Source organism: Streptomyces sp. NPDC005303 (assembly GCF_040607335.1).
In the GTDB taxonomy this organism is placed as follows: Bacteria; Actinomycetota; Actinomycetes; order Streptomycetales; family Streptomycetaceae; genus Streptomyces.
This window is the reverse complement of sequence record NZ_JBEXGM010000018.1, coordinates 71430-85016: the sequence shown is the minus strand read 5'-3', so window position 1 is coordinate 85016 and position 13587 is coordinate 71430. Positions and strand designations below refer to the sequence as shown.

Sequence of the window (13587 nt, the reverse complement as noted above, 5' to 3'; positions counted from 1 at the left end):
CGGACGGCGTGGGTGCCTGCCGGGCCGAGGGGCGGCCGGAGCCCCCGGGCTGGACGCTTGGCGCCGGGGCCTGCCGGGCCCCCTGCTCGGCGGGGGCGACGGGGCTGCCGGGCGACGGGGATCCGCGCGGGGACGCGGGGCTTCCGGAGACGGGTTCGCCGGACGGCGTGGGTGCCTGCCGGGCCGAGGGGCGGCCGGAGCCCCCGGGCTGGACGCTTGGCGCCGGGGCCTGCCGGGCCCCCTGCTCGGCGGGGACGAGGGGGCTGCCGGGCGACGGGGACCCGCGCGGGGCCGCAGGGCTTCCGGAGAGGGGTTCGGACGGCTGGAGGCCCGGCGCGGGGCTCGCCGAGGGTTTGGGTGCCTGTGGGGCGGCCGGAGGGTGGGGGCCGGGGTGTTCGGGTGTCTCCGCGGTGCTCGGTGCCGTGCGGGCGGCTCCCGGCGCCGGTCGCTTCGCCGAGGTCAGTCCGTTTCGGATCGCGAGCCGTATTCGACCCGCGTGGCGTATTCGGGGCGCCCGCCGTCTACGCGGTCCCCGCGCTCTTCGGACACGCATGGTCCCACTGTCCGACGGATCCGCGCCGTCCGCGATGTGTGCTGTGCCACCCGGTGGAACCATCGTCCTGGTCCGCGACGTTTCTCCAGGTGCACGCGCGCGTGGCCGGTTCCCGGTGCCACGCGCGCGCGTAGCTGATCACTGGACGCCTCGCCTGCGTACTGAAGGTTCCGAAAGAGAAGGGCGGCTCCGTGGACGTGCTCGACATCCTGCTGTTGCTGGTGATCGCCGCCTATGCGGCCTCCGGCTACCGGCGCGGCCTGGTGGCCGGCTGCGTCTCGTTCGCCGGCTTCGTCGGCGGCGCGGTCGTGGGCGTGTGGGTGCTGCCGTGGATGATGGACCTGGTGACACCGGGGAGCACGGCCGCGACGGTGACCGCGGTGCTGACCGTGCTGGTCCCGGCCGCCGTCGGGCACGAGCTGGCGGGACGGCTGGCGCTCCGGCTCCGCCGGGAACTGGACCAGGGACCCCTGAGAGTCGCCGACGGTGTCGGCGGTGCCGCCGCCAACTCCGTCGCCGTACTCATCGTGGCCTGGGTCGCCGCAAGCGTGCTCGGCGCGTCCTCGTCCCCGCTGGTGACCACCGCCATCCGTGACTCCGCCCTGCTCGGCGCCGTCCAGGACTCCATGCCGGAGACCACGCCGTCCTGGTTCTCCCGGGCCACCTCCGCGCTCACCGAGGCGGGTTTCCCGCAGGTCTTCAACCCGTTCGAGAACGAGTCGACGGCCGAGGTCGCCAAGCCCACCGGTGACAGCGTCACGGGCGCAGCCACCGACGCCGCCAAGCTCAGCACCGTGAAGATCGAGGGCGCTTCCGGCACCCAGGGCCGCGAGGGCAGCGGCTTCGTGTACGCGCCGCAGCACGTGATGACCAACGCCCACGTGGTGGCCGGCATCGACGAGCCCAGCGTCCGGATCGGCGGGGTCGGGCAGCCGCACAAGGCACGGGTGGTCCTGTTCGATCCGGACCGGGACGTGGCGGTGCTGTACGTCCCGGATCTGCGCGCGCCGGTGCTGCGCTTCGACGACGGCGCCTCGCGCGGCGACTCCGCGGTGGTCGCGGGCTATCCGCAGGACGGCGACCTGAACCTCCAGGCGGCAACCGTGGCCAACCGGGTGAAGGCGACCGGCCAGAACATCTACAGCGACGCCACCGTCACCCGCGAGATCTACTCGATCCGCTCGACCGTCCGTCCCGGCAACTCCGGCGGTCCCCTGCTGACCACCTCCGGGCAGGTCTACGGCGTGGTCTTCGCCCGCTCCACCTCCGACGACGAGACGGGCTACGTCCTGACGGCCGACGAGGTCGCGGGCCCCGCCGAGAAGGCGGCGAACGCCACCTCACCGGTGGACACGGGCGATCTGGTCACGTCGTAGCGCGACAGCCTCCCCGATGATGAGAGGGCCGGTCCCTTTCGTCCTCGCGGAGGCCCCCGTGCCCGTGTTCTTCCTGATCTCCCTGCTCGTGGCGGCGGTCGCGCTCTACCTGGTGGTGCGCAGACGCCGTACGACAGCCGCGGCCGACCAGGTCCTCAGAGACGGCGCCCCATGAGCACGTCGTCGACGTACTCCCCCGCCAGCAGGAACTCCTCGGGCAGGACGCCCTCGACCGCGAAGCCCTCGGACTCGTAGAGCCTGCGGGCCGGGGTGTTGTGGCCGAGCACGCGCAGGGTGAGGCGGCGGGCGCCCCGGCGGCGGGCCTCCTCGGTGATCGCGCGGACCAGGGCCCGGCCGACGCCGCGCCCGCGGGCCTGGGCGCTGACGACGAAGCCCTGGATCTGGCGCACATGGGCGTTCGCGTCGAGCCCGGTCGGGAAGCCGAGACGGACGTACCCCAGGATGTGCCGGTCGGCCTCGGCGACCAGACAGTCGCCGGGGAGGTGACGCTCGTCGAAGAACGGCCGGTAGGGCGGCCGCTGTTCGGGCAGGACCTCGTGCAGGGGCGACCATTCGGCCCGGTCGAGGCGGGCCAGCTCCTCTTCGTCGTCGGGGAGGGCGAGGCGTATGGACAGCTGGGACATGTCCGCCAGCCTAAAGCGGGGGTACCGGAACCAGACATCGCTTTTACCCACCCACCAGGCAGGATGAGGTCATGCAACTTTCAAGAATCGCGGTGGCCGGAGCGTCCGGACTGATCGGCTCGGCCCTGGTGCGCTCCCTCACCGCGGACGGGCACGAGGTGGTGCGCCTGGTGCGCCGGGAGCCCCGGGACGACGCCGAGGTCCGCTGGGACCCCGAGACCGGGCGGGTCGACACCGCCGGGCTCGCCGGGTGCGACGCCGTGGTCAACCTCGCCGGGGCGGGCGTCGGTTCGCGGCGCTGGACGGAGACGTACAAGAAGCGCATCCACGACAGCCGGGTCAACGGCACGACCGCCCTCGCCAAGGCCGTCGCCTCCCTGGACACGCCGCCGCGGGTCTTCGTGAACGGCAGCGCGATGGGCTACTACGGCGAGACCGGCGACCGGGTAGTCGACGAGAACTCACCCGCCGGGCAGGGCTTCCTGCCGGAGCTGTGCGTGGAGTGGGAGGGGGCGGCCGCGCCCGCGCAGCAGGCGGGCGTACGCACCGTGTTCACCCGCACCGGTCTGGTGGTGGGCCGCGGGGGCGGGGCCTGGGGCAAGCTGTTCCCGCTGTTCCAGGCGGGGCTCGGCGGGCGGATGGGCGACGGGCGGCAGTACTGGTCGTTCATCGCGCTGCATGACGAAGTGGCCGCGATCCGGCACCTGTTGGAGACCGAAGGGCTTTCGGGGCCGTTCAACCTCACCGCCCCGGAGCCCCTGACGAACAGCGAGATCACCGAGGCCATGGGCCGTGTGCTGCACCGGCCGACGCTCTTTCCCGTCCCCGCTCCGGTCCTGCGGGCCGTGCTCGGCGAGATGGCCGGGGACGTGCTCGGCAGCGCACGGGTACGGCCGACGCGGTTGCTGGAGTCGGGGTTCACCTTCGCCTTCCCGGACATCGAAGGGGCGCTCCGCGCGGCGTGAGGGGCTCCATGGCTGTCTGTGACGACATGCGACCGATGTGCGACCGTGCCCTGCCGATGCGCGACTGTTCCTGACCGTTCACGGCCCTACCCTCGACCCGAACTCGGGTATTCCCGGAGCCTGTTGGGGGCATGACGTCTCCACCGGCCGCGCAACCTCGAGGAGGGGCACGTGCTTGAGCCCGCGTACCAGGCGGACGTCGTGATCGTGGGAGCCGGGGTAGCCGGACTCTCCGCGGCGCATCGGCTGACCAGCCAAGGAGTGAGTGTCGCGGTGTTGGAGGCCGCCCCCGGTGTGGGTGGCCGTATGTCGACCGAGAAGGTCGACGGCTTCCGGCTCGACCGGATCGGACAGTTGCTGTCCACGGCGTATCCCGAACTACGCCTGGCCCCCGGACTCGACGGGCTCGTACTGCGCCCGTTCGCGCCCGGGGTCCTGCTGCACGGCGACGGGCGTCACCACCGGGTGGACGCTCCGGCGGGCGCCCGGAGCGCGAGGGGCGCACTGCGAGCGGTGCGCGCCCTGGCGAGCGCCCCTCGGGGGGTACCGGGACCCGGGCGGGTGGCCGCGTCCCGCAGGGCCGCGTTCCGGGTACTGCCCGGTGCCGGTCAGGGAACCGCGTCCCGGGTCGCCCGCGGGGCCGCGCCGCTCGGCGGGGCCGTCGATCAGGCCCGGCTCGGTGCCGCGCTCACCCGGCTCGCCCACGTGCCCGTAGAACGCCTCCTCGCCCGCCCCGAACTGCCCGCCGGGCAGGCCCTCGCGGCTCGGGGGCTGCCCGCGCGCACGATCGACGGCTTCCTGCGTCCGCTGCTCGCCGCGCTGCTGTGCGACCCCGCGCTGACGACGTCCAGCCGGTGCGCCGACCTCGCGCTGCGGGCCTTCGCGGGCGGACGGCTGTGCGTGCCGGAGGGGGGCGCGGAGACGCTTCCGGAGCTGCTCGCGCAGACCCTGCCGCCGGGGACCGTGCACACGGGGGTGCGCGTCACGTCCGTCGCGACGACGTCGGTGTCGACGGCCGAGCACGGCGAGGTCCGGTGCCGGGCGGTGCTGCTGGCCACGGACGCGCGAGCGGCCGCGGAGTTGCTCCCCGGCCTGCGGGTGCCGAAGTTCCACCCGGTGACGGTCGTCCACCACACGACGGACGACCCGCCCCGCACGGGTGCGGCGCTGCTGCTCGACGCCGACCGGGGCGGCCCGGTGGCCCACACGGCGGTGATCAGCGAGGTCGACCCGAGCCGGGCCCCTTCGGGCCGGGCCCTGGTCTCCTCGACGGTCCTGGGCACTCCCCCTTCGGACCTGGAGACGGCCGTACGCACCCACCTGGCACGCCTCTACGGCACCCCGACGCACCGCTGGGAGACCCTCGCGGTCCACCACACCCGGGAGGCGGTCCCCGCCATGCCCGCCCCCCACGACCTCCGCCGCCCGGTACGCCTGCTGGCCGGCCTGTACGTCTGCGGCGACCACCGCGACACGAGCACGGTCCAGGGAGCGCTGCACTCGGCCCACAGGGCATCGACGGCGATCCTGAAGGACCTGGGAGCAGCGGGCTCCATGCACCGAGCAGACCCGGTTCCGACAGCTCAGGCAGCCTGACGGTCACCCGCGCCCCGTCAGGGGCGCGGGGCTGTATCGATTTGCGGCTCCGCCGCGTGGGCGCGACCAGCCACGACGCACTCGTCACCCGGCATACAAAGCGGCGGAGTTACGGCGAGGCGCTCCCTACCCCAGCGCAGCAACCTTGTCCCGATAACTCCGAACCGGCGCCGCATCCTTATAGGGCTCCAACCGCCGTTCAAAGTCCCGCACATACTCCACCGCCCGCACCGACCGCATCTCCGCCGCCTGCCCCGCCGCCTCCGCGGCCAACGCACAGGCCTGATCCAACTCCCCCAGCCCCAGCCTCGCAGAGGCCAGCACCACCCGGCAGAACAGCCGGCTGCGCGCATACGCGGGGGCCCGCAGCTGAAGCGAGCGCTCAGCGTGTTGCGCCGCCGCCCGGAACTGCTGCAGATCCCGGTGGCAGTGCCCGAACTCGTCCGCGAGCTGCGCCTCGTCGAAGAACCGGGCCCAGTGCGGGACCTCGTCACCGGGGCGCGCCGCCTCCAGGGCCCGTTCCGCGCGAACCAGCGACGATGTGCACGCCCGCACCTCGCCCAGCACCCCGTGCCCGCGCGCCTCGGCCGAGTGCAGCAGTGCCTGCACGACCGGCGGTGCCGTCGTACCGACACCCTGCTGGGCCACCCGCGCGAGCTGGATCGCCTCCCGGCCGTGCCCCAGATACACGGCCTGACGGCTCATCGTGACCAGCACGTACGCCCCGTACGCCCGGTCCCCCGCGGCCTGCGCGAGCCGCAGCGCCTGCACGAAGTACCGCTGCGCGAGACCGTGCGCCGCGATGTCGTACGACGTCCAGCCCGCGAGCCGGGTCAGGTCGGCCGCCGCGGCGAACAGCCTGCGTCCGGTCGTCTCGCCGTAGGTGCCGCGCAGCATCGGTTCGCACTCGTGCTCCAGGTAGCGGACCAGGGCCTGCCGGGCGTGGCCGCCGCCGTACTGGTCGTCGAGGGTGCGGAAGAGGTCGCCGACCGAGGCGAGCGCGGCGATGTCGCCCCCGGTGACCTTCTGACCGGGTACGCGCTCGGCCTGGCCGCGCTGCCGGGGCACCACCGGGCGCCCCTGGGGAGGGATCCGGAGGGCGGGCTCGCCATGGGCGACCCGGTCGTCGGGGCGGCCGATCAGCCAGTCACGGCTAGGCACGACCAGTCCGGCGGGCGTGAAGGCGATCTTGCGCAGCTCGGCGTGGCTGCCGGAGTCCTTGCGCCACAGCCCGCTGACGATGTCGACGGCCTCCTCGGGGCCTCCGGCGAACTCCAGCCCGGCGTAGACGGGGGCGCAGGCGTCGAGGCCGAGGTCCTGCGCGGAGAGCCGGCGTCCGAGCCGGCGGGTGAAGACCTCGGCGATGAGGGCGGGCGTGGTTCCCCGGGGCTGCTGCCCGCGCAGCCACCGGGTCACGGATGTCTTGTCGTATCTGAGATCCAGCCCGTGTTCGAGACCGAGCTGGTCCACACGCCGGGCGAGACCCGCGTTGGAGAACCCCGCTTCTGCGATGAGCGCGGCGAGCTGTCGGTTGGGAGTGCGCTGCGCGGGTCGTTCCGTCATCTGCGGTGCGGTCTCCTGCCTTTCGGGCCGTCACGTGGTCACGTGGTGCCCGGATTGCCTGTGAGCAGCCCTTATGGCCTCTGCGAACGGCGCGAATGTAGCGGAGAGTGAGCAGACGATCGCACGCTTCGACGTTCGTTCATCCGATCGTGTGAGGATTGCCCCCAGGGCTGACGCCTGCGAGGCGGACGTACAGTGGCGTAGGCACCGTTCGTGCCTTACGACCTTCTAGGGAGGCGCTTGCCGTGAGTGGGTTGCGGTTCGTCCGCATGGGGTTCGGTGCGGACGCGGTCGAGTACCAGGAAGCCTGGGACGAGCAGCGCCGGGTGCACGCGGCGCGGTTCGAGGACGAGATCCCCGACACGGTCCTGCTGCTCGAACACCCTCCTGTGTATACGGCGGGCCGACGCACCGCGGACAGCGAGCGCCCCCTCGACGGCACTCCGGTCATCGACGTCGACCGCGGCGGTAAGATCACCTGGCACGGCCCGGGCCAGCTGGTGGGCTACCCGATCCAGAAGCTGCCGCGCCCGGTGGACGTGGTGGCGCACGTACGGCGCCTGGAGGAGGCACTGATCCGCACCTGCGCGGAGTTCGGCCTCGAGACCAGCCGGGTCGAGGGCCGCAGTGGCGTGTGGGTGCTCGGTGACCCGGTCGAGCAGCGTCCGTCCCTCGGCGGGCTCTCCCTGGACTTCGACCCCCGTCTCACGGACGATGAGTTCGACCCGCGCATGAACGGCCCGGAGTACGCCCCCTCCAACGCGGGCCAGCGACGCGAGGACCGCAAGATCGGGGCGATCGGCATCCGCGTCGCCAAGGGCGTCACCATGCACGGCTTCGCGCTGAACGTGAACCCGGACAACAAGTGGTTCGACCGGATCATCCCGTGCGGCATCCGTGACGCGGGCGTCGCCTCCCTCTCGAGCGAGCTCGGCCGGGACGTGACCATCGACGAGGTCCTGCCGGTCGTCGAGCGGCACCTGAGGGACGTACTGGAGAACGCGGAGCTGAAGCCGAGGGTGATCGAGAAGACACCTGCGGCCTGAGACAGGCAGCGGACTTTCAAATCCACGGGCGTACCCTTGAGCACGCCGAAGAATCAAACGCTAGGGAGCCGGTCGTGTCCGCAGTCGCACCCGACGGACGCAAGATGCTGCGCCTGGAGGTCCGCAACGCCCAGACCCCCATCGAGCGCAAGCCCGAGTGGATCAAGACCCGGGCGAAAATGGGCCCCGAGTACACCGCCATGCAGAAGCTCGTGAAGAGCGAGGGCCTGCACACGGTCTGCCAGGAAGCCGGCTGTCCCAACATCTACGAGTGCTGGGAGGACCGCGAGGCGACCTTCCTCATCGGCGGCGACCAGTGCACCCGGCGTTGCGACTTCTGCCAGATCGACACCGGCAAGCCCGAGGCGCTCGACCGTGACGAGCCGCGCCGCGTGGGCGAGTCCGTGGTCACCATGGACCTGAACTACGCCACCATCACCGGCGTCGCCCGCGACGACCTGGAGGACGGCGGCGCCTGGCTCTACGCCGAGACGGTCCGCCAGATCCACGAGCAGACCGCGGGCCGCGCGGCAGGCCGCACCAAGGTCGAGCTGCTGGCCCCCGACTTCAACGCCGTGCCGGAGCTGCTCCAGCAGGTCTTCGAGTCCCGCCCCGAGGTCTTCGCGCACAACGTCGAGACGGTCCCGCGGATCTTCAAGCGCATCCGCCCCGGCTTCCGCTACGAGCGCTCGCTGAAGGTCATCACCGACGCCCGCGACTTCGGCCTGGTGACCAAGTCCAACCTGATCCTCGGCATGGGCGAGACCCGCGAGGAGGTCAGCGAGGCGCTCCAGCAGCTGCACGACGCCGGCTGCGAGCTCGTCACCATCACGCAGTACCTGCGGCCGTCGGTGCGGCACCACCCCGTGGAGCGCTGGGTCAAGCCGCAGGAGTTCGTGGAGCTGAAGGAGGAGGCCGAGCAGATCGGCTTCTCCGGCGTGATGTCCGGACCCCTCGTCCGGTCCTCCTACCGGGCCGGCCGGCTCTACCAGATGGCCGTAGAAAAGCGCGGTTCCTACGTCGCCTCACAGGCGGTCTGAGAAGTTTCAGATGGCACGGAGTGCCACTCCAAACGTGTGAATCCCAGCACAAGCAACTACCGCTCGGTAGTGGCCGATTGACGCGGTCCCGGACATCCCCGCAGATAGGGGGGCCATCGGGGCCGCGTCCGTGTTTTCGGGCGGCGCATCAAGGCTTCATGGGCGTTTGACCGGTCGGTCACGCGCTGGTAACACCATTCAGTGACCCTGGTTGTACACACCGTGCACCACTCACCCGAGCCGCCATCCCGAGGGGAACCCCCATCATGCAGGCCGCGCCGGTTCGCGCCACCGCCATTCCGTCGTTCACCACTGCACTGCGTGCCGTCGAGTCGCTGCTCCTGAGCAGCGGTCAGCGCACCGCCCGGCGCAACGCCTGGACCTCCGTCCTGGAGGACCGCCGCCGCGCCAAGGACCGGGTCGAGGCGCAGCGCGTCCTGGACCAGACGTTCACCATCAGCTCCTGAAGCCTCCCGTTCGAGGGGCGGACACTGCCGTCGTCCACGTCTGCGGGGCCACGTAGACTTCGGGGCATGGCGAGAAGTGACAGTGCGGCGGATGCCGCGAACCCCGGGCGACTGAAGCAGATCGCCCTGACGTACAAGATGACCCGCAAGGCCGACAAGAAGATCGGCCTGGTACTCGCGGGTGTCTTCCTCCTCATCCTCGGCGTCTTTCTCGCCATCGGTTTCCTGATCGGCCACCCGGTCTACCTCGGCATCCTGGGCTTCCTGCTCGCCTTCCTCGGGACGGCGGTCATCTTCGGACGCCGGGCCGAGCGGGCCGCATTCGGGCAGATGGAGGGCCAGCCGGGTGCCGCCGCGGCCGTACTGGACAACATCGGCCGGGGCTGGACGACCACCCCCGCGGTGGCGATGAACCGCAGCCAGGACGTGGTGCACCGGGCCGTCGGCAAGGCCGGCATCGTCCTGGTCGCCGAGGGGAACCCGAACCGGGTCAAGGGCCTGCTCGCCGCCGAGAAGAAGAAGATGAACCGCATCGTCGCGGACGTACCGGTGCACGACATCCTCGTCGGCACGGGCGAGGGCCAGGTCCCGCTGAAGAAGGTGCGGACGGCCATGCTCAAGCTGCCGCGCGTACTGACTGGCCCCCAGGTGACGGCCACCAACGACCGGCTGCGGGCGATGGGCGACCTGATGAAGAACATGCCGCTCCCCAAGGGCCCGATGCCGAAGGGCATGAAGCTGCCGAAGGGCGGCGGCAAGGCCCGCTGAATTTTCTCGTACGACGAGGGGGCGCCCGGTGTCACACCGGGCGCCCCCTCGTCGCAGTGGAATCAGCAGTCGCTCCGGGCGGACCTGCCCGCGAACCGGTCGCCGAGCCAGGAGACGACGTCGCCGACGGCCTGGTTGTCGGTGAGCAGATGGTCACCGGCGTAGATCTTCCAGCCGGTCTTCACGCCCGCGGCACAGTAGGCGGAGCGGACGGCGTCCTCGGTGGCGGTCGGGATGACCTCGTCGAGGGCGCCGCGGTACTGGAGGACGGGGAAGACGATCCGGTAGGTCCCGAGGTCCACGCCGAGCTTCTGGGCGTCCAGGACCTGGCCCCAGGTGCGGCCGTCGCTGCCGCGCTGCCGGTAGAACTGGTCGAGGGTGAGCCCGGCCGTGGTGAAGCCCTTGATGCTCTTGCCCGCGAGGGCGGTGACGGTACCGGCGAGGCACACGGACTTGGCGGTCTTCACGCTGTCCCGGCCCTGGTCGTTGAGGAGCGAGTCGAGGGGCAGGGAGGGGTAGGCGGCCTGGATGCCGACGGCAGCGTCGGCGAGGAACCCGGCGAAGGCGCTGCCGTCGAGCCCGGCCGCCACCTCCTTCAGATCACCCGGGATGCCGCCGGACGCGTCCCCGACCACGTTCAGGTCGGGTGCGTAGGACGCCGCCAGCTGGGCCGCCCACAGGCTGGCAGCGCCGCCCTCGGAGTAGCCCCACAGGCCGACGCGGGTCTGCCGGGACAGGCCGCTGCCCGGCACCGCGGGGGCGGCGCGGGCGATGTCGAGCAGGGCGTGCCCGGAGTCGGTGCCGGCGACATAGCGGTGCGTCTGGCCGTCGAGGTAGCCGGGACCGTCGGTCGCGGCGACGGCGTACCCGGCCTTGAGCAGGGCCGCGATGTTGTCGCCCTCGTACTCGTCCTGGAAGGCCCCGGCTAGCTGCTTGGAGAACGCGCACTGGGGGCCGAGGCCGAGGGTGCCGGGGTGGAAGGCGACGACGGGGCGGGTGCCGGGGCCGGTCCAGGGCGCCGTGGGGACGGCGAGGGTGCCGGAGACGGCGACGGGCCGGCCCTGGTTGTCGGTGGAGCTGTAGCGGACCTTCCACGCGGACATGGCGATGGTGCCCGGCACCTGACTCAGGGTGACGGAACTGCAGGCCAGCACGGTGCCCGGGGTGGCGGGCACGGTGGCGGGGGGTGCGTAGACGTCCGCGTCGGCGGCCGTGCAGGCGGCGGACTGCTGGGCCGCGGGTGCCCCGGAGACGAGGACGCCGCCCAGCAGAGCAGCGACGAGGGCGGTGACAAGTGCGGGTCTCTTCATCGGTCCGGCGTGTCCCTTCGCAACGGGGGGAGGTTGCTTGGGTGCTCGACGCTAGGAGCCGGACCGGTCGTCCCATAGTCAGCCGCCGCGCGTGTTCGGCGCGGCGGCTGTCAGGACACGACAAAGGCGGGGGCCTCGTCGGAAGCCTCGTCAGAGGCGTCGTCAGATGCGTACTTCCACGGTCTTCGCGAGCCGGTCGTGCAGGCCCCTGCCGTCGCGGTCCCAGATCAGGGCCGGGACGGCGAGGCAGAGCAGGACCGTGCGCAGGAGGGCGCGCGCAGGGTTCACGCGGCCGGAGTCGAGGGCGACCACGCGCAGGCCGAAGAGGCGTTTGCCCGGGGTGAAGCCGATGGTGCCGACCGTGAGGACGCCCATCACGAAGAAGACAAGCAGCGACCAGTTCGAGGTCGACGGGTCGCCATAGCTCTGAGTGATCAACCGGGATGCAATCAGCACGCTCATCGCCCAGTCCACGGCGAGTGCGCCCAGCCGTCGCCCGGGGCGGGCGATCGACCCCGGTCCCTCCTCCGGCAGGCCGAGCTGCTGTCCGCGGTATCCGAAGTCGATACCGGCATCCTCGGCGGCCGCGCGGGGGCCCGAGAGCCACGATCCGATTGCATCCCTCTTGTCCACGCGTCCACGGTACTGCCCGCGTTTCGGGATACGGACAGGTGGGGCGGGGCCGACGATGTCCGGTTAACTTGTGCGAAACAAATGGGTCACGCCCGAGAAACCACCCGTCCCTAGGGTCGTGGACAGCGTGTGCCACCGCACTGGCCGCACGAACGAACTACCACCCCGGTCCAGGAACGGTCGGGAGTAGGAGGAGCTGGATGTTCCAGAACGCCGACGAGGCCAAGAAGTTCATCGCGGACGAGGACGTCAAGTTCGTCGACGTCCGCTTCTGCGACCTGCCGGGCGTCATGCAGCACTTCACGCTGCCCGTCGAGGCGTTCGACCCGGACGAGGAGCTCGCGTTCGACGGCTCGTCGATCCGTGGCTTCCAGGCCATCCACGAGTCCGACATGGCACTGCGCGCGGACCTGTCGACCGCCCGGGTGGACCCCTTCCGCCGCGACAAGACGCTGAACATCAACTTCTTCATCCACGACCCGATCACCGGCGAGCAGTACAGCCGTGACCCGCGCAACGTGGCGAAGAAGGCCGAGGCCTACCTGGCGTCGACCGGTATCGCGGACACCGCGTACTTCGGCCCCGAGGCCGAGTTCTACGTCTTCGACTCCGTGCGCTTCGCGACCAGCGCGAACGAGTCCTTCTACCACATCGACTCCGAGGCCGGCGCCTGGAACACCGGTGCGCTGGAGGACAACCGCGGTTACAAGGTCCGCTACAAGGGCGGGTACTTCCCGACCCCGCCGGTCGACCACTTCGCCGACCTGCGCGCGGAGATCTCCCTGGAGCTGGCGGCCTCCGGCCTCCAGGTCGAGCGCCAGCACCACGAGGTGGGCACCGCCGGCCAGGCCGAGATCAACTACAAGTTCAACACGCTGCTCGCCGCGGCCGACGACCTCCAGCTCTTCAAGTACATCGTGAAGAACGTGGCCTGGCGCAACGGCAAGACCGCGACCTTCATGCCGAAGCCGATCTTCGGTGACAACGGCTCGGGCATGCACGTCCACCAGTCCCTGTGGACCGGTGGCCAGCCGCTCTTCTACGACGAGGCCGGTTACGCGGGTCTGTCGGACACCGCCCGCTACTACATCGGCGGCATCCTCAAGCACGCCCCGTCGCTGCTGGCCTTCACCAACCCGACGGTGAACTCGTACCACCGCCTGGTGCCGGGCTTCGAGGCCCCGATCAACCTCGTCTACTCGCAGCGCAACCGCTCCGCGGCCATGCGTATCCCGATCACGGGCTCCAACCCGAAGGCCAAGCGCGTCGAGTTCCGCGCGCCCGACTCCTCCGGCAACCCGTACCTCGCCTTCTCGGCCCTGCTCCTGGCGGGCCTGGACGGCATCAAGAACAAGATCGAGCCGGCCGAGCCGATCGACAAGGACCTGTACGAGCTGGCTCCCGAGGAGCACGCGAACGTCGCCCAGGTCCCGACCTCCCTCCCGGCGGTCCTCAACTCCCTCGAGGCCGACCACGAGTTCCTCCTCCAGGGCGACGTCTTCACGCCGGACCTGATCGAGACGTGGATCGACTTCAAGCGCACGAACGAGATCGCCCCGCTGCAGCTGCGTCCGCACCCGCACGAGTTCGAGCTGTACTTCGACGTGTGATATCGCCCCAGGTCAG

The 13587-nt window shown here is 71.3% G+C and carries 12 protein-coding genes; 8 read left to right on the top strand and 4 right to left on the bottom strand.

What is annotated here, in order from left to right:
* Positions 1 to 744 precede the first annotated feature (744 nt).
* On the top strand, positions 745 to 1929 hold the full coding sequence (locus ABZT93_RS24320; RefSeq protein ID WP_356107974.1) for a MarP family serine protease: 1185 nt from the start codon (positions 745 to 747) through the stop codon (positions 1927 to 1929).
* A 155-nt stretch (positions 1930 to 2084) separates the two neighbouring features.
* Here the strand turns inward: ABZT93_RS24320 and ABZT93_RS24315 are convergent, their stop codons facing one another.
* Entirely contained in the window at positions 2085 to 2573 is a 489-nt protein-coding gene (locus tag ABZT93_RS24315; protein ID WP_356107971.1) for a GNAT family N-acetyltransferase, read from the bottom strand.
* A gap of 71 nt (positions 2574 to 2644) precedes the next feature.
* Here ABZT93_RS24315 and ABZT93_RS24310 point away from each other — a divergent pair, with 71 nt between their 5' ends.
* Both ABZT93_RS24310 and ABZT93_RS24305 read left to right on the top strand, forming a co-directional pair.
* Positions 2645 to 3538 (top strand): TIGR01777 family oxidoreductase, encoded by an 894-nt coding sequence (locus tag ABZT93_RS24310; RefSeq protein ID WP_356107969.1) that lies wholly within the window; start codon positions 2645 to 2647, stop codon positions 3536 to 3538.
* A 171-nt stretch (positions 3539 to 3709) separates the two neighbouring features.
* Positions 3710 to 5134 (top strand): NAD(P)/FAD-dependent oxidoreductase, encoded by a 1425-nt coding sequence (locus ABZT93_RS24305; protein ID WP_356107966.1) that lies wholly within the window; start codon positions 3710 to 3712, stop codon positions 5132 to 5134.
* Positions 5135 to 5260: 126 nt separating this feature from the next.
* Here the strand turns inward: ABZT93_RS24305 and ABZT93_RS24300 are convergent, their stop codons facing one another.
* Complete coding sequence (locus ABZT93_RS24300; protein WP_356107964.1) at positions 5261 to 6697, bottom strand: regulator; 1437 nt, start codon at positions 6695 to 6697, stop codon at positions 5261 to 5263.
* A 245-nt stretch (positions 6698 to 6942) separates the two neighbouring features.
* Here ABZT93_RS24300 and lipB point away from each other — a divergent pair, with 245 nt between their 5' ends.
* From lipB to ABZT93_RS24280, 4 genes are all read left to right on the top strand, one after another.
* A complete protein-coding gene (gene lipB / locus ABZT93_RS24295) occupies positions 6943 to 7743 on the top strand; it encodes a lipoyl(octanoyl) transferase LipB (protein WP_356107962.1) in 801 nt (266 codons plus the stop codon).
* A gap of 74 nt (positions 7744 to 7817) precedes the next feature.
* Entirely contained in the window at positions 7818 to 8783 is a 966-nt protein-coding gene (lipA, locus tag ABZT93_RS24290; RefSeq protein ID WP_356107959.1) for a lipoyl synthase, read from the top strand.
* A gap of 266 nt (positions 8784 to 9049) precedes the next feature.
* The gene (locus ABZT93_RS24285) at positions 9050 to 9250 is read left to right on the top strand and encodes a hypothetical protein (protein WP_356107956.1); all 201 of its coding nucleotides are present in this window, start codon (positions 9050 to 9052) and stop codon (positions 9248 to 9250) included.
* A 66-nt stretch (positions 9251 to 9316) separates the two neighbouring features.
* Positions 9317 to 10018, top strand: coding sequence for a DUF4191 domain-containing protein (locus ABZT93_RS24280; protein WP_356107953.1), 702 nt, complete (start codon positions 9317 to 9319; stop codon positions 10016 to 10018).
* Between the two features lie 62 nt (positions 10019 to 10080).
* Here the strand turns inward: ABZT93_RS24280 and ABZT93_RS24275 are convergent, their stop codons facing one another.
* Positions 10081 to 11328, bottom strand: coding sequence for a lipase family protein (locus ABZT93_RS24275; RefSeq protein ID WP_356107950.1), 1248 nt, complete (start codon positions 11326 to 11328; stop codon positions 10081 to 10083).
* Positions 11329 to 11490: 162 nt separating this feature from the next.
* Positions 11491 to 11961, bottom strand: a complete 471-nt coding sequence (locus ABZT93_RS24270) for an RDD family protein (protein ID WP_356107947.1) — start codon at positions 11959 to 11961, stop codon at positions 11491 to 11493.
* A 200-nt stretch (positions 11962 to 12161) separates the two neighbouring features.
* Between ABZT93_RS24270 and glnA the strand changes: the two genes are divergently transcribed.
* Entirely contained in the window at positions 12162 to 13571 is a 1410-nt protein-coding gene (glnA, locus tag ABZT93_RS24265) for a type I glutamate--ammonia ligase (protein ID WP_356107945.1), read from the top strand.
* Positions 13572 to 13587 lie beyond the last annotated feature (16 nt).